Origin of the sequence: Nocardia terpenica (genome assembly GCF_013186535.1) — a bacterium.
Taxonomy (GTDB): Bacteria; Actinomycetota; Actinomycetes; order Mycobacteriales; family Mycobacteriaceae; genus Nocardia; species Nocardia terpenica.
In genome coordinates this window covers 2,390,824-2,404,315 of sequence record NZ_JABMCZ010000001.1, presented here as the reverse complement: position 1 = coordinate 2,404,315, position 13,492 = coordinate 2,390,824, and the positions used below count along the sequence as shown (strand labels likewise).

General features: G+C 67.2%; 20 protein-coding genes. 2 read left to right on the top strand and 18 right to left on the bottom strand.

Going from position 1 to position 13,492, the window contains the following annotated elements:
- Positions 1-49 precede the first annotated feature (49 nt).
- The 17 genes from HPY32_RS11210 to HPY32_RS11130 form a co-directional block, all read right to left on the bottom strand.
- The gene (locus HPY32_RS11210; protein ID WP_067590373.1) at positions 50-625 is read right to left on the bottom strand and encodes a hypothetical protein; all 576 of its coding nucleotides are present in this window, start codon (positions 623-625) and stop codon (positions 50-52) included.
- Complete coding sequence (locus tag HPY32_RS11205; RefSeq protein ID WP_067590376.1) at positions 622-2,856, bottom strand: hypothetical protein; 2,235 nt, start codon at positions 2,854-2,856, stop codon at positions 622-624. The genes HPY32_RS11210 and HPY32_RS11205 overlap by 4 nt, the downstream gene beginning before the upstream one ends.
- Positions 2,853-3,659, bottom strand: a complete 807-nt coding sequence (locus HPY32_RS11200; RefSeq protein ID WP_156674549.1) for a hypothetical protein — start codon at positions 3,657-3,659, stop codon at positions 2,853-2,855. The genes HPY32_RS11205 and HPY32_RS11200 overlap by 4 nt, the downstream gene beginning before the upstream one ends.
- Positions 3,656-4,429, bottom strand: a complete 774-nt coding sequence (locus HPY32_RS11195; RefSeq protein WP_067590382.1) for a deazapurine DNA modification protein DpdA family protein — start codon at positions 4,427-4,429, stop codon at positions 3,656-3,658. Before HPY32_RS11195 ends, HPY32_RS11200 begins: the two co-directional genes overlap by 4 nt.
- Positions 4,426-4,821, bottom strand: a complete 396-nt coding sequence (locus HPY32_RS43845; protein WP_067590385.1) for a hypothetical protein — start codon at positions 4,819-4,821, stop codon at positions 4,426-4,428. The genes HPY32_RS11195 and HPY32_RS43845 overlap by 4 nt, the downstream gene beginning before the upstream one ends.
- On the bottom strand, positions 4,818-5,615 hold the full coding sequence (locus tag HPY32_RS11185) for a helix-turn-helix domain-containing protein (RefSeq protein ID WP_067590388.1): 798 nt from the start codon (positions 5,613-5,615) through the stop codon (positions 4,818-4,820). Before HPY32_RS11185 ends, HPY32_RS43845 begins: the two co-directional genes overlap by 4 nt.
- A gap of 65 nt (positions 5,616-5,680) precedes the next feature.
- On the bottom strand, positions 5,681-6,739 hold the full coding sequence (locus HPY32_RS11180; RefSeq protein WP_156674551.1) for a hypothetical protein: 1,059 nt from the start codon (positions 6,737-6,739) through the stop codon (positions 5,681-5,683).
- Positions 6,736-7,026, bottom strand: a complete 291-nt coding sequence (locus HPY32_RS11175; RefSeq protein ID WP_156674552.1) for a hypothetical protein — start codon at positions 7,024-7,026, stop codon at positions 6,736-6,738. Before HPY32_RS11175 ends, HPY32_RS11180 begins: the two co-directional genes overlap by 4 nt.
- Positions 7,023-7,874 carry a hypothetical protein gene (locus tag HPY32_RS11170; protein ID WP_082871544.1) on the bottom strand — a complete coding sequence of 284 codons (852 nt, stop codon included), beginning with the start codon at positions 7,872-7,874 and terminating at the stop codon, positions 7,023-7,025. Before HPY32_RS11170 ends, HPY32_RS11175 begins: the two co-directional genes overlap by 4 nt.
- A 4-nt stretch (positions 7,875-7,878) precedes the next feature.
- Positions 7,879-8,583, bottom strand: a complete 705-nt coding sequence (locus tag HPY32_RS11165) for a hypothetical protein (protein ID WP_067590397.1) — start codon at positions 8,581-8,583, stop codon at positions 7,879-7,881.
- On the bottom strand, positions 8,580-9,110 hold the full coding sequence (locus tag HPY32_RS11160; protein ID WP_067590400.1) for a hypothetical protein: 531 nt from the start codon (positions 9,108-9,110) through the stop codon (positions 8,580-8,582). Before HPY32_RS11160 ends, HPY32_RS11165 begins: the two co-directional genes overlap by 4 nt.
- Complete coding sequence (locus HPY32_RS11155) at positions 9,080-9,367, bottom strand: hypothetical protein (protein ID WP_067590403.1); 288 nt, start codon at positions 9,365-9,367, stop codon at positions 9,080-9,082. The genes HPY32_RS11160 and HPY32_RS11155 overlap by 31 nt, the downstream gene beginning before the upstream one ends.
- Positions 9,364-9,834: an RRQRL motif-containing zinc-binding protein gene (locus tag HPY32_RS11150; RefSeq protein WP_067590406.1), complete on the bottom strand. Its 471-nt coding sequence runs from the start codon at positions 9,832-9,834 to the stop codon at positions 9,364-9,366. Before HPY32_RS11150 ends, HPY32_RS11155 begins: the two co-directional genes overlap by 4 nt.
- Positions 9,831-10,190 (bottom strand): hypothetical protein, encoded by a 360-nt coding sequence (locus tag HPY32_RS11145; RefSeq protein ID WP_197696547.1) that lies wholly within the window; start codon positions 10,188-10,190, stop codon positions 9,831-9,833. Before HPY32_RS11145 ends, HPY32_RS11150 begins: the two co-directional genes overlap by 4 nt.
- Positions 10,187-10,498 (bottom strand): hypothetical protein, encoded by a 312-nt coding sequence (locus tag HPY32_RS11140; protein ID WP_067590412.1) that lies wholly within the window; start codon positions 10,496-10,498, stop codon positions 10,187-10,189. Before HPY32_RS11140 ends, HPY32_RS11145 begins: the two co-directional genes overlap by 4 nt.
- Positions 10,495-10,647 carry a hypothetical protein gene (locus tag HPY32_RS11135; RefSeq protein ID WP_156674554.1) on the bottom strand — a complete coding sequence of 51 codons (153 nt, stop codon included), beginning with the start codon at positions 10,645-10,647 and terminating at the stop codon, positions 10,495-10,497. Before HPY32_RS11135 ends, HPY32_RS11140 begins: the two co-directional genes overlap by 4 nt.
- The gene (locus tag HPY32_RS11130; RefSeq protein WP_156674555.1) at positions 10,644-10,862 is read right to left on the bottom strand and encodes a hypothetical protein; all 219 of its coding nucleotides are present in this window, start codon (positions 10,860-10,862) and stop codon (positions 10,644-10,646) included. The genes HPY32_RS11135 and HPY32_RS11130 overlap by 4 nt, the downstream gene beginning before the upstream one ends.
- Positions 10,863-11,154: 292 nt before the next feature.
- Between HPY32_RS11130 and HPY32_RS11125 the strand changes: the two genes are divergently transcribed.
- Positions 11,155-11,960 (top strand): IS5 family transposase gene (locus HPY32_RS11125; RefSeq protein WP_373686626.1). Its coding sequence is split into 2 segments (ribosomal slippage): positions 11,155-11,485 and positions 11,485-11,960, totalling 807 coding nucleotides; the frame shifts between segments, so codons are not numbered across the junction.
- A gap of 399 nt (positions 11,961-12,359) precedes the next feature.
- Positions 12,360-12,557, top strand: a complete 198-nt coding sequence (locus HPY32_RS11120; RefSeq protein WP_067590418.1) for a hypothetical protein — start codon at positions 12,360-12,362, stop codon at positions 12,555-12,557.
- Between the two features lie 21 nt (positions 12,558-12,578).
- On the opposite strand, the gene HPY32_RS11115 is transcribed toward HPY32_RS11120, so the two are convergent.
- Entirely contained in the window at positions 12,579-13,487 is a 909-nt protein-coding gene (locus tag HPY32_RS11115) for an NAD-dependent epimerase/dehydratase family protein (protein ID WP_067590421.1), read from the bottom strand.
- Positions 13,488-13,492 lie beyond the last annotated feature (5 nt).

Sequence of the window (13,492 nt, the reverse complement as noted above, 5' to 3'; positions counted from 1 at the left end):
GAGGTCGGCAGCCGTCGATGGGCGAAGTAGGTGATGCCCGGGTCGGTACTCACCAGGCGCCGCCTCCTCGCCGGGCGCGGGTGAACTGGCGGAGGCTGGGGCGGCCGTGGACGTGCCAAATAGTGTGGGCGGTCTTTGCGATGCCAAGAACGCACCAGGCGACGCCGACCGCGGTCCCGGCGGCGAAGAACGCGACCACCGCTACAACGACGAACACGACGGCGGTGGCGGCGGGGCGCCACCAGAAAGTGATGACGGCTCGCCAGCGCAGGGCGGTCGCGATGAGCGGGTCGTTGTCGTCGTCACAAGGTTCGGCGGGCAGAGTGGCGACGTCGCCGGAATCCGGGACGGCGGCAAGGTGGCGCTTGCGCCGCTCCGGACTGTTGGCCGGGAAGGCGTCGGGGAACATCTGATACAGCTGTCCGGCGGTGGGGGCGTCGACGTCGCGAGGGCCGCTGGATGGTTTGGGGGCTTCGATGGCTCGTTCGGGGCCGGTCTGGTGGGGGTCGATGGGGTCGGGTGTGGTCATGTCGTGGTCCTCCTTGTCGGTCGGGTGGTCGGTGTTGTCGGGGTCGCGGTCGCCGGATTGGTCGGCGTTGTCGCCGAAGTCGCGGGCGGGACTCATGCGGGTGCTCCGGGGCCCTGGATGAGGGCGGTACCGGCGCGTAGCCACCGCCGGTTGCGGGCCGCGGCGCGTTTCGGGGTGGGTTGGATCGGCAACAGCTCGATGTCGTCGGGGTTGAGCGGGGTGATCCGGCCCCACACGGCGGTCCCGCCGCGGACGTAGACGCAATCGCCGGGTTCCAAGCGCCGCAACAGGTTCGGATCGATGAGCAGGGCGTCCTGCATGCGCACCTGGCCCTCGTCGCCGTGGCGGTCCTTGAGCGTGTGCCGGGACGGTTCCAAGGCGCGACGGGTGCCGTACAGGGTGACGACCTCGTCGGGGCCTTCCATGCCGAAGCACAGCAGCCCGCCCGACCATGCCTTCATCAGTTGTTTGGCGTCCCGGTCGGTGCCAGCGAGGGATTCGAAGGAGTGGGCGCCGACGATGACCGCCACGTCCTGGGACCGCAAGGCTTCGCAGGCGTCGGTGAGGCTGGCTCCGTCGGACGTGCGGGAGAACTCGTCGATGGTGAAGGTGATCTCGCAGCCGTGCGGGATGGCTGCAACCTGCTCGACCAGCTTGATCACGGCCTTGGCCTGCGAGGTCGCGACACTCTTCTGCGCGGTGCCCGGGACGGTAATGAACCAGTAGTCCTTGTCCAATAGGTCGAACGGACCGTCGAACACGCCGTCGAGCTCGCGAAACAGGTTGTCGAAACGGGCGGTTTCGGCGGGCAGCACGGGCTGTTTGCCGTCGTTGGCGGCGATGATCGCGTTCAGTTCGGGCCGATGCTTCGGGTCCGGCGGGATGACGAAGCGGCCCTCACCGTCGAACGCACCGCCCCACGCCCACCACAGCCAGGCCGGATCGAACCGGGCCATGAATTCCTTGGAATTGGCGGGCTTGTTCTCGCCGGGACCTTTCCCGGCGTCAGGGTCGGGGGCATCGACGATCAAGTGCACCAGCGAGATTCGCAGTTCTTCGTAGAACTTCTGCGCCGAGTCGCTGGCCTTCGCCGTCGGGGCGAGATCCTCGATCACGTGCCGCAGCGGCGCCGGAATCAGCCCCCACAAATTGAGTTTCTCGGCGGGCACCATCGCGATCCTCGACGGATGCACGCCCCCGGCCAGCAGAGCGGCCTTGAGGTCGGCGAAGGTAACCAGGTCCTCGATACCGCCCTTGCACGACAGGAAGATCCCGACGGCACGTTTCGGCTTGATACCCAACGCTTTCCGCGCCGCCTTCGGCAAGGCGGCAGCGGCCAGATACCGCTCATGGGAGGCGAAATGCGCCGCCACCGACAACCGGATCATCCCAGTGGTCTTCCCGGTCCCCGGACCACCGAGCACACCAACGTGTTTGCGGACCGCGCTGTAGGGGATCGTGAGTAGCGTGTCGGTGGACGAGGCCAGCTGTCCGGCAACGGATTTGCGGTGCTGGGTGACGGTGGCGGCTTGGCGACCCATCACGATGCGGCGGCGGCGACCGTGGCCGTCGACCACGGTGAGCGGGGTGGCGCGTGTCGCGAGTTCGCGTGCTTGGGTGAATTTGGCGTCGATTTCGTGCCGCTGGGCGCGTTCGGTGGCGGGAATGTCCTTCTTGCCGACGGTGTGCAGGCGATAGCAGCGCCGCGCCCACCACCAGGTTGCCGCCAGCAGCGCAGCCGGAACCCCGGTGACGCTCATGTCCAGCATCGCGGGCAGCCAGTCGCCCTCAGCAGCCAGCGCGGTGCCGTGGGCGAACAACTCGAACGGTGTCCACAGCGAGGTGGATACCGCGGCGGTGGCGGCGGGCAGAATCAGCGACCCGGCCGCGTAGTTCCGCACCCGGGCCGGTTCCCACTCCCGACGGTGGATCTGCCATGCGGCAGCGGCGAACACCGCGGCGGTGAATCCGGCCCCGGCGCCGGTGTCGGCGAGAAACCCGGCCAGGTGGTGCACCCATGCGGTGTCGGTATGCATGCTCGGGTCGTGGCTGTTCATGAAGTGCACCCAGCCCGACTCACGCTGCGACGTCGGTGCCGGGGTTAGGTCGAGCACCGGGCGCTGCTCGACCCCGGGGCGTGGTGCCGTGCCGCAATCGGTGGGTGTGATCATCGGACGGCAACCGCCGACCGGTGCCTGCATCGGAACTGGTGCCGCCGAAGGGAACTGATTCGGTGCGGGCGCAGTGGCCGGGCCGCAGTCGGCCGCTGTGATCAGCGGCTGGCAGTCGGTATCGGTCGGCATGAGGAACTTGTCGAAGGGGTTCATGCGGTGCGCTCCGCTCGTGTCGTAGGCAGCTCGATGGAGCGGTGCGCGATCACGTCGTTCAATGGGCGGAGCCGAATGTCGGGACGCTCAGGCAGGCGGCCCACCGCGATGAGATCCTCAACAGCGCGTTCGAGGGCGCGGCCGATGACCTCGGTGCCGTACACGTACAGCAGCCCGGCGTCGATAGCGGCAGCACGCTGGTAGGCGTTGAACACGGTGGCGGCCAGCCGTTTCCGCGACGGCCGCTTCAACGTCAACTCGACCTCGACGGCCAGCCACTTCCCGCGATACAGGTAATGGCCATCGTGCACATGCGCGCGAGCAAGCCCTGCAGCCGGGCGCGACAGCAACCCGCCCCGGTCCACGACCATGAGCCCGCCCGGCCGCTGCCCGGCAGCAATTGCCGACTGCCGCAACAACTCCCGCTCCGGCACCCACAACGTCTCATCCAGCCCGCACAGCGCGGCACGAACACGAGAAACCGCGAGCTTGTGAGAGATGTTGGTGCCGGTCGGGTTCCACCCCGACACCGGATGCCCGAGCCGCTCCGCAGCCACGGTCGGCCACGGCCATACAACGGTGACGTCGCGCTCGATGTTGTCGGGACTGATCGACACCGACCGCAGCACACCAAACCCGTCCCGCCATCGGCCGATCAATTCGTAGGTGCGGCTGCGCCCGGTACCCCGGAGCAACTGCAGCGTCTGGAAGTCGATGCACCACTGCTGGCATACGAACCGGGTAACCTGCTCGTCTCCACCGGTCCACACCAGCCTCGGGTTCGGTTTCGGGCGGCGGGTCATCGAAGCACCCCCAGTCGCTGTTGCAGAGGCTGGGCGAGAATGCGGGTCCGCCAAGCGAGTACGTATCGCAGGCAGTTGGCACAGTTGCGGTGCCCAGCGCAGCCCGTAAGGGCGGGTTGCCGCCGCGCAGTGTATGACCAGGCCATAGAGTCCGCTGACGTCAGCAACGCGCCGTAGCGGCGAAGCCCGGTGATTTTGATCCCGAAGCCGTGCAACCGGATTCCCGGCACAGCGGCGACCAGGTCGGTCACAATCGCGGCGGCGTCACTGGTTCCTTGCCGTCGGCACACCGACCCCAGTCCGACAATCGGTTCGGCCGACAAGTCCACGCCAGCGGCGGTGTAGAGATCCACGCAAGCGAGATAGTCGTCTCGGCGCCAGCCTTGCAGGACCGGCGCGAACGGCAAAACCGGTGCCAGCGAACGCAATTCAAGAAAGTTACCTATGGTGCGGCGCTGGCGTTCGGCGACAGTCAGCCCGGTTTTCGCGGTGATGTACGGCTCACACATCCAGTCCTGGGGAGCCGCCCAGATCAGGCCCCCAACCGTCTCGCGGTAACGACACACGCGGGAGGCGTATTCGGCGGGTGTGGGTCCGTTCGACCAGTTGCCGTGGGTTGACAGTTCGGTGAATCCGCCGGAGTCCAAGGCCCACGGGCCCATCGCCCGCCGCAGCGTGCGGCGCTGCCGCAGAGTCCGGTCAGACACGAACAAGGGCACATCCACGCGAGTCAGCCATTGCGGCTGGTGTGTGCCGAGGTAGAACTTCATCGGTCCAGCCCCCAATCGAGTTCGGGCCGGGTCGGCGGGATCCGGCGGTAGGTGTCGGCGACGGTGTCGAGTTCGATCCGGCGGCGGGCGGCGTTCTCGGCGGCCGAGGTGCCGACGAACCGTGAACCTGTTGGGGTGACACCACATTCGGGGCAATGCCGGGAAGCGCCGCCTTCGCGTTTGAGCTGCCGCTCCCGTGCCCGGCCGCCGACCCAGGTGCGGGCCAAGCGGAATCCGATCCCGGCGGCGGTGACGACTTCCATCAGCCGTGCGCCGCGCCCGCTGGTGTGGTCGGCGAGCCGAGCATCCAAATCTGTTGCGGTGCCGGTGTAATGCGCGGCGTGCCGGTACGGGCGGTCGAAATGCAGTAGATACACCACGGGTTCGGTCACCGGCTCAGCCCCCAATCGAACTCCGGCCGCTCCGGTGCCCCGGCGCGCGTGTGTTGCCGGACGCGTTCGACGGTGCGCACGGTGATACCGAAGCGGTCGGCGATCTGTGGAGCGGACAGTCCACGCGTGGTGAGCTCTACGATCTGCGCGCAGCGGTCCTGCCGCGCCTGTGTCGCCGTCGGCGGTGTCCACCGGGCGCGAGTGGGGTGACTGTCCGGGTTGTCGAGGGCGTCTTCGTCCCATTCGAACGGCAATGCCCATTCACGGTCGCGGCCGTAGGCGCGGGCTCGGTCGGACGGGCCGGGAGTCATCTGCAACCGGTCGAACAATGCCTTGATTGCGCGGTCGCGGTCCGCGGGGATGGACTGCCCGGTGTGTCCCTCGGGCAGCGCCCGCTCCACCAACGCGGCCATGGTCGCGTGACTGGGCTCGATGTCCAGTTCATGCGCCAGGTGGGTTTGCGGATACCCGTACGCGATCAGGGCCTGGATACGACGCCGCGCTCCGATGATCGGCACCAGCGCGGTATCGACGGTGACATCCCCGGCCCGCTCGGGCACTGCGACGGCGAGGATGGCTTGTTCGGTCTTGGCGCTGATCTGCCGCCCGGCCTTGGCCAGATTGGTCATTGTCGACTGGCCCACGCCCGCGAGTTCGGCGATATGCGCGGGCCGTAGCCCGGCCGCGACCAACTGCTCGGCGTGTGCGCGGGCTTGGTCCGGGGAGACGCGCGGTTCCCAACGGCCGTAAGCCTGTTCGCGGCGCCGGTACCGGCTGTAGGCGGCCTTGCACATGCCGAGTCCTTGGTCGCCGGGACGGCCACAGCCGCACCGGCACATCGGGTACTGGTCGGGGGTTTTCACCGGTCCAGCCCCCAATCCAGCTCCGGCGCAGGCATTGCCGACCGTCGGGGCATCGAGGTCGCCGACGGTTGCCGTGGGCCGGTCCCGCGCGGTGCGGCGAATCGGGTGGGGCTTTCGCGGTAGAGGGCGAGCTGATCCGGCGGGATCCAGGTCAGATCGTTGATGTCGTGCCCGGCGTCGAAGTGATCGGACAAGTCCTTGCCGGTCGCGGCCTGCATCACGTCGACCCGTCCGACCAGACCATTTACTCGGTCGTGGACTTGGAGGGCGTGGTCGAATCCGGGTCGGTCGCGGTCGGCGACGATCACCACATGCGCTGCGCCGCGCAGTTGTTCGGCATGCTCGGGCCGAAACTTGCCCGCCCCAGCGGCGTTGCAGGTCGCCGGGTATCCGGCGGCGATGGCGCGGTCGACGTCTTTTTCGCCCTCGCACACCAGGATCGGGTGTCCCTGATCGATCGCCCACGCCACGATCGGCGCCTGATAGACCACCGGCGCGAACCCGCCCGGCACCCACTCTCGACGTTCGGGTTCCCAGCGGCGCTGGCTGAATGTTTTCTCGATGCCGTGCTCGTGCGGGATCGCATAGCGGATCACCTGCCCGACAGGCTCGTTCGCTGCCGTGGTGTAGGTGTAGGTCGCGACCCGCGTTCTCGCTCCGGTCACCGCACCCAGGTCGCCTGTCGGCGTCGGCCGCGCCGACCGCGGAGTGCGCTGTGTCGGCGTCGCCGGTTGCGGTTGGCGTGGCTGTGTCGGCCGGTAGCCGGTCCGGCTGCGTTCGGGCAGGTGGTCGAACAGATCACGGACCCGCAACTGCGCCACCGTGAGTACGTCTTCCTGCTGGCAGCCGCTGAAGCAGGTGACGATCGTCTTTTCCCGGCGCGGGTCGTACTTCACCCCCAGCGACGGGTTCCGGTCGCCCATGCTCCGCCCGTGACTGGGCACCGGGCAACGAAACTTGGTCCATTCCCCCGCTTGGTTGGCGGCCTCGGTGGTCACCTGCCGCAGCGCGTCGACCACTCGGTCGAAGGATGCTCCGTGAGAATGCCCGGTCATGAGGACACCTCTCGACCGGGCAGGTGCCGCATGGTCCCCGTCGGCTTCTCCGGCCCGTACTGGGCGTCGATCAGCCGATGCCAGTTGGCGTGCAGGTCGGCATGGACGCGCGTGCCGACATCCCGGACGTAGGCCATCTTCGATCGTTCGGCCGCATCGTCGCGAAATCCCTTGGCCTGCCCGGAATCCCAGGCAGCGAACAACATGTCCGTGAGTACTTCGCTGACCACATTCAGGCGGCGGCTCTCGGCAATCAGCGCCGCGATGTCCTGGCTGTGCCCGCTCATCGCGGCTCCGGGAAGTTGGTGGCGGTCCATCCGCCCCTGGGGCGCTGCAGCTTCGACACCTGCTTGCCACGCCGCCAGTGATTCCAGGCCGTCACGATGAACCCGATCTGGTCACGGTCGCTGGTGCGGATCCGCGTGGAGCGGATCAGGTCGAGCCGCTCGCGCAACGCCAGAATCGGGGAGCCTTCGGCCAAACCGGCGCCGCAGTCCCACAGGTGCACGAACTCACCGGCGGCGTCGGTGTCGATTTCGGTGAGCCGGATCGCGACCGCGCACGCGACCGCGGGACGGCACTTCAACCGCGCCGCGACAGTGGTGAATCGTTCTGCGGTGGCGACGGTTTGGGGGTAGGCGTGGGCGAACTCGACAACCTTGGTGGTGGACACGGCGGCGCTGGCGTGGGTGGTGTCCTTGAACAGGTCACCCTCCATCCAGATCAGGTAGACCCGCAGCGCGGCGGCGACCATGGTGGTGCTGTGCCCGCAGATCCCGGACAGGGTGAGCTGGTCACCGGCGGTGCGTTTCGCGCCCTGGTCCATGGTCACCTGGCTGTTGGGGTCCAAACCGCGGACCACGAGCATCGGGAACGAGAACCCGTCGGTGCGGGCGATGGCGGTCAGCCGGTGCTGGCCGTCGAGCAGTTCACCGTCGGCGGTGAACTTGATGGCCTCGCCGTTGCAGCGCCAGCGGCCCGAGACCATGTCGTCGTAGTACTGCTGGACACGCGCCTGGCGGATCGGTCGGTTGTTGTGGTTGTGCTGCAACCACTTTCGGGCTAGCGCCGCATCGACGGCAACGATCTCGGTAGTGAGCAGGGCAGGGGTGGGGTCGGAGTGGATCAGGTGCATGGGGCTATCGCTCCTCGGGGTGGTTGGTGGTGTCGGGGAGCCGGTCGATGACTCCCTGCAGGGCATCGCGGGCCCGGATCAGGTCGCTGCGGTGCTGGTGCGCCAGTTGGCTGGCGCGGCGGTCGAATCGGTCGTCGTCGGCCAGGCGCTCCAGGCGCTGAACGTCTTTGAGCAAGTCGCGGCGAGCCGTATCGAACGACTCGGTGAGCGGTGCACGCCTCCGTGACGGAGCAGACTTGTCGGCGCCCGATTCCAGCTCCTCGAGAACGAAGAAGCCGACAGGCTCCTCGCTCGGAATCGGTTCGCGGTCAGTGGGTTTCAGCGGGTATGTCTTGCCGTCCACACCGGTGACCGCGTCAGGTGGGTCAATTTGACCCACCTGCCCGAGTTCCTTTCGGACGGTGCCTTTCGCCATCCCGGTGGCGGCGGCGATGGCGCGAGTGCTCATGCCGATGTCGCGCAGCGAGACAACGATCTCGGTGCGTTCTTCCCGGGGGATGCGGATGCGGGCGCGATCGAACTCGGCAGCGCAGTAGTCGTCCCACGAGCCGTAGTTGAGCGGAATCCAGGCGCGGGCCGCGTACGCCTGTTTGATCAGCTCCCACGCCTGCTCGACATGCGATTTGATGCGGTCGGTCAGCTCCCGCGCGCCCTGCGCGGTCAGCGCCTCGCTGGTGGACGATTCGACCGTGATCGGTTCAGGGTTCATCGATCCATCCCCCGATCCGGGTCCAGGAATTCGCCCGACCCGAGCCACTGGCCCGGAACCCGGTTCGGCGTACGCACCGTCGGCGGTACCGGCGCGTCGACAAAAACCACCCGATCCCGACACTCGGGATGCTCAGGCAGATGAACCGCCAGATGCGGGATCTGCTGCACCGGTGTGGGAATCGCCTGCTCCCGAGCCAGGGCCTCGGCCTCGCGCACCAGCTTGACCGCGTCGCGCGGGTCGACCTCGAGACCGAAAGCGAGCTTCTTGATGCGCGGCCAATCCCGGCGCGCAGACTCGCGCATCCGGTAACCGGTCGACAGCTTCGCCACCACCAGCGCGTCACGCGCCTGCTCGGCACTCAGGTCGTCACGGCCGGGCAACCACGACACCTGCCAGCCCTGGGGGCTGCGGCGTGCGGTGTGCGGAAGCTCGTCGAACCACATCCGATCCGCTTCCGCCCGGATCCCGGTGGCCTGATCACGACCGGAGGCCGTCATCGCCGCCCCCGGTCCGGCCGTGTCCACGCGACCTCGCGCGAGCGGTAAGTTCTCGACACCACCATCGCGACCCCGCAAGCGACGATCAGCCGGTGCCGCCGCGGGTAGAAACGCCGCCGCAGCACCTCACATCGCGCAGTGATCTCATCCATGGCGTCGTGAAAAGCGTCGACATCGGTGCCGGTCAGACCGCGGCGGCTGGCGGCGCGCAATGCGGCATAGGCCGCGACCCGCGCGTCGTCGATAGCCGAGGCTTCCGCCACGAACTCGGGTGCGGCCGTCATCGGTCCAGCCCCCAATCCCGTTCGGGGTGAACCAGATCCACGGCATCAGCGAGCGCCGCCAGCCGGTGCTGGCCATCGATCGGACACGCGGAGTCCCACTGCGGGCCCGGATCACCGATCTCACCGGCATCGCGACGGTCGAATCCGTGCCGCTCCCACGCCCGCAGCTGGTGCGCACGGGTCGCGTTCGCCACGGCTTCCCGCTGCGCCGACGTCGGCTCGCGTTTCGGCGCAGCCAAGTCGATCCGATACAGATACGCAGCACGCAGCGGCTCTCCGCCGTCACGCCGAGGAACCACCACCAAGGCGGCAATGTCCTGCCCATTCGGCCGCAGCCGCAGTCCCCGCAGCTGACGACGAGTCGCATATCCCGCCGGTGCGGTACCCCACTCGTAGGTGGGCACTCCGAATCGCTCACCGGTGACGTCAGGCAGATCCCGACGATGCACATCCTTCGGCCCGATCATCGACCCAGCCCCCAATCCCGGTCCAGCGCAACCGGATTCGAAGACTTCTCGATCGTCGGCATGGTCGCGCGGATCAGGCCGACAGCCTCGTTGACGGTCAGCCCGAGCGATCCGGCCCAGTCCCCGGCCTCCAGCCGGTCCGGTGCGACCGCCAGCCGCATCCCGGCCTTTGCCTGATCCGGAGTGAACTGCCGCCCCGGCAGCCCGCTGAACACCCATCTGCCGTCGCCGACATCCACGGCCCGATGCCCGGTGGCCTCGGACCGCATCACCCCGTGATCGACAGTGATCGATGGAATCGCCGGTGCCGCAGCGCGTAACCATCCGGCCGCGCCCCAATGCATCCGCAGCTTCATCGGGCCACCCCCTGCGACGGCCCACACTCGGCGGGCAGCACGGCGACCGGAGCCGAACCCGGACCGGGGCACACCACGACCGTGGTCGTCGACTCGTCGTGACGGCCGAACAGCAGCATCCCGCCGTAGACACCAGCGGCGAACACGAATGCCAGCAGCACGAACGCACCCAACTGCGAAGCCGACAGACCACCACGTGCGGCGACTCCGACGCCGGTGAATTCCGAACCGGCCCAGGCATCCAAGACCCCCATCGGCTCGCCCGTGTGCCGATCGAGGGTGTAGAAGTAGCGCTCCGGCTCGGTCATCGCCGCACCCCCATCCGGCGCGGCCGACGCCGCCACCCGGCCCACAGCGCGGCCAGGAACACGACCATCAAAACCGTGCCCGGCGATTCGACGAACAGCACGAACGCCAGTACGAACAGAATGAGAAGAACCTCGGACGCCAACCTCATGCCGGATCACCCCCGGCGGGCAGCTCGAGCACCGTGGCAGCCGCAAGCGCGTCGGCGATACCAGCGTCGAGGAGTTGCCGCAGCGCGACGGCTTGCTCGACCGTCAGCTGCATCCCGCAACTCGACCCGAGATCCACGTGCACCTTGCCGCGGAAGTAATGGACTTCGAACGACACGTGACGCGCGGCCATCGTGACGAGAACGTCGTCGTCCACCCCGGTCCTATGGGACCCGTAAACGGTGCGCATCACACCGCCTCCGATCGGCGGGCGAACCGAGCAAGCCTGCGCATCGCACGCAACTGCTCAGCGCGCCAGGCACGCTCGGCCGGAGACAGCAACTTGTCGGGATCGACCACCCGCTCCAGACGGTCCGTGGAGGCCAGCCGGGCCTTACCCCGGCCAGCGCGAGACGTACGAGACTTAGACCGTGTCTCACATGGATGTAATCCGTTTTGCCTGCACCGAGATTGGTTGTGTTGCATGATGTTCGGTCGTGACGGATGTGTTGTCGCAGCGGTTGGTGCCGGACGAGTTGTGGGAGCTGGTCGAGCCGCTGCTGCCGGAGTTCGCCTCGCGCCCGCAGGGCGGCGGCATCGCCCCGACCGACCAGCGGGCGGTGTTCACGGCGGTGGTGTATGTGCTGACCAGCGGTTGTGCGTGGCGGATGCTCCCGCCGTCGTTCGGTGTGAGTGTGCCGACGGCGCATCGCCGGTTCACGGTGTGGACCCAGGCCGGCGTGTGGCGGCGACTGCACCGGGCGATACTCGACGAGCTGGGCAGCCGGGGCCTGATCGACTGGTCGCGGGCGGTAGTCGATGCGGCGAGCGTACGGGCGAAAAAAGGGGCGATCTGACCGGGCCGAACCCGACCGATCGCGGCAAGCCCGGCTCCAAGCAGCACATCCTGTCCGATCGGACGGGAATCCCGTTGTCCGTGGCGGTTTCGGCCGCCAACGTCCACGACTCCCAAGCGCTCAAACCGTTGGTGAAAGCGATCCCGGCAGTCCGGTCGCGACGTGGCCCGCGGCGACGCCGGCCGGGCAAGTTGCACGCCGACAAGGCATACGACCAGCCCGAACTGCGGCGGTGGGTGCGCCACCGGGGCATCGCAGTCCGCATCGCCCGCAAGGGAATCGAGTCCAACCAGCGACTCGGCCGCCACCGGTGGGTGATCGAACGCACCGTGTCGTGGCTGACCGGCTACCACCGGCTCAACATTCGCTACGACCGCAAGGGAATTCATTATCTGGGCTTCCTGACGCTAGCCGCCGCACTCACCTGCTTCAAGAAGCTGATGAAAGCGGCCATATGAGACACGGTCTTAGACGTGGCCGAACGGCCAGATACACTGGACATGCTTCAGGGACCTTCCCGTCACTGAGGTGTGTGAATTGCTGAAGCGGCTGGAACCGCTTTGGTGCTTGACTCCCCGGTAGCTGGAACTGCCGGGGAGTTTCTATTTCCATCGATCCGGGCCGCTGGAACAGTCCAAACCGACGAACGATCAACCCGCCAGATGTGATAGTCGGGCTGAAAGCCGATCTACAAGAAGCCCTTTCGTATCTGCTGGCTGATTCTTATATGTACGAGTTTGCTTATAACCAGAGAGGTTCCGCGTGCCAAAATGTCACCGCTGCTCAAGGTGGCTATCCACCTCTAATGCTACTCCGGTAGTGGACGAATGGCTAGCCACCGTGACAAGCTATTGCGTATGCCGAGCAAGCACCTGAACCCAGCACGGGTCTACCGGCCCGACCCGGAGCTGTACGAGCGTGCTCAGCTGGCGGTGAAGAAGGTCGGCTCGAACATGAACGCGCACGTCGTCGAATTTCTCCGCTGGCTCGCCGGTGACACGGATGAGCTTCCTACTCGGCCGACGCCGCCCAAGTCGCGCCGAAGCGACAGCTGACCCGGGACCAGCCGAGTAGCTTCATCGCGCCACGAAGCTTGTGCGCCACGCGTCGCGAACGATCTCGTCGATGTCCGAATGCTTTGGTGTCCAGAATATTTCGGACCTCGCCTTCGACGAGTTGCTGATCAGGGCTATCGGTTCGGCGGCGGGTGGTCGATGCTCCAATGGAACACGGCGGCCCGTCACTCGTTCCACCGCAGCGACCACATCGAGGACGCTCTTCCCGGATCCGCTCCCAATGTTGTACCTCTCGGCCTTGCCGACAGCCGGAAGATGCTCGAGGCTGGCTACGAAAGCGTCGGCCGCGTCGGTGATGTGCAGGTAGTCCCGGACTGCCGTGCCGGGCCCGTTGATTGCCAGAACCGACTGACCCGCCGCTGCGGCGAGCGCGCGAGGTACCAGTCGAGTGGGGTCAGGGTCAGCGCCGCCAGCGACGTTCAGCATTCGGATGATGCCAGCTGCGAGATGCCCTGCGCGACACTGGGCTTCGATCCCCATCTCGGCGGCGAGCTTGCTGCTCGCGTAGGGGTGGGGCGGGGCGTCTGGGAGTTTTTCGCTCATCGGCTGGCGATCCGGAGTCCCGTATATCGAACCGGTCGAGGCGAAAACCAGCTTTTGTACACCAGCCCAGTTCATTGCGTCGAGCAGCGCGATCGTCCCGGCGGTGTTGACGCGAAAGTACCGCAGGGGTTCAGAGATTGATTCGCGCGCCCGAGTCAGTCCCGCGAGGTGGCACACTGCATCGACGCCTGCGACTGCTTGCCTTAATGCGGCATCGTCAAGCAGGTCAGCGACACGCACTTCCCTAGCATCACTGACCGGGCCTCCCCTGCGGACCATTGCCACCGGATCGTGGCCGGAGGCACTGAGCGCAGCAACGACTGCACGGCCGACATAGCCATTCGCTCCGGTAACAAGTACGCGCACAGGAC

What these genes read in the sequence shown, in the direction of transcription:
- HPY32_RS11195 (WP_067590382.1), bottom strand. Translation starts at nt 4,429, where the DNA reads ATGAAGTTCTACCTCGGCACACACCAGCCGCAATGGCTGACTCGCGTG.
- HPY32_RS11150 (WP_067590406.1), bottom strand. Translation starts at nt 9,834, where the DNA reads ATGATCGGGCCGAAGGATGTGCATCGTCGGGATCTGCCTGACGTCACC.
- HPY32_RS11210 (WP_067590373.1), bottom strand. Translation starts at nt 625, where the DNA reads ATGAGTCCCGCCCGCGACTTCGGCGACAACGCCGACCAATCCGGCGAC.
- HPY32_RS11200 (WP_156674549.1), bottom strand. Translation starts at nt 3,659, where the DNA reads ATGACCCGCCGCCCGAAACCGAACCCGAGGCTGGTGTGGACCGGTGGA.
- HPY32_RS11205 (WP_067590376.1), bottom strand. Translation starts at nt 2,856, where the DNA reads ATGAACCCCTTCGACAAGTTCCTCATGCCGACCGATACCGACTGCCAG.
- HPY32_RS11180 (WP_156674551.1), bottom strand. Translation starts at nt 6,739, where the DNA reads ATGACCGGGCATTCTCACGGAGCATCCTTCGACCGAGTGGTCGACGCG.
- HPY32_RS11140 (WP_067590412.1), bottom strand. Translation starts at nt 10,498, where the DNA reads ATGACCGAGCCGGAGCGCTACTTCTACACCCTCGATCGGCACACGGGC.
- HPY32_RS11145 (WP_197696547.1), bottom strand. Translation starts at nt 10,190, where the DNA reads ATGAAGCTGCGGATGCATTGGGGCGCGGCCGGATGGTTACGCGCTGCG.
- HPY32_RS11170 (WP_082871544.1), bottom strand. Translation starts at nt 7,874, where the DNA reads ATGCACCTGATCCACTCCGACCCCACCCCTGCCCTGCTCACTACCGAG.
- HPY32_RS11155 (WP_067590403.1), bottom strand. Translation starts at nt 9,367, where the DNA reads ATGACGGCCGCACCCGAGTTCGTGGCGGAAGCCTCGGCTATCGACGAC.
- HPY32_RS11185 (WP_067590388.1), bottom strand. Translation starts at nt 5,615, where the DNA reads ATGTGCAAGGCCGCCTACAGCCGGTACCGGCGCCGCGAACAGGCTTAC.
- HPY32_RS11175 (WP_156674552.1), bottom strand. Translation starts at nt 7,026, where the DNA reads ATGAGCGGGCACAGCCAGGACATCGCGGCGCTGATTGCCGAGAGCCGC.
- HPY32_RS11165 (WP_067590397.1), bottom strand. Translation starts at nt 8,583, where the DNA reads ATGAACCCTGAACCGATCACGGTCGAATCGTCCACCAGCGAGGCGCTG.
- HPY32_RS11120 (WP_067590418.1), top strand. Translation starts at nt 12,360, where the DNA reads ATGCCGAGCAAGCACCTGAACCCAGCACGGGTCTACCGGCCCGACCCG.
- HPY32_RS11135 (WP_156674554.1), bottom strand. Translation starts at nt 10,647, where the DNA reads ATGAGGTTGGCGTCCGAGGTTCTTCTCATTCTGTTCGTACTGGCGTTC.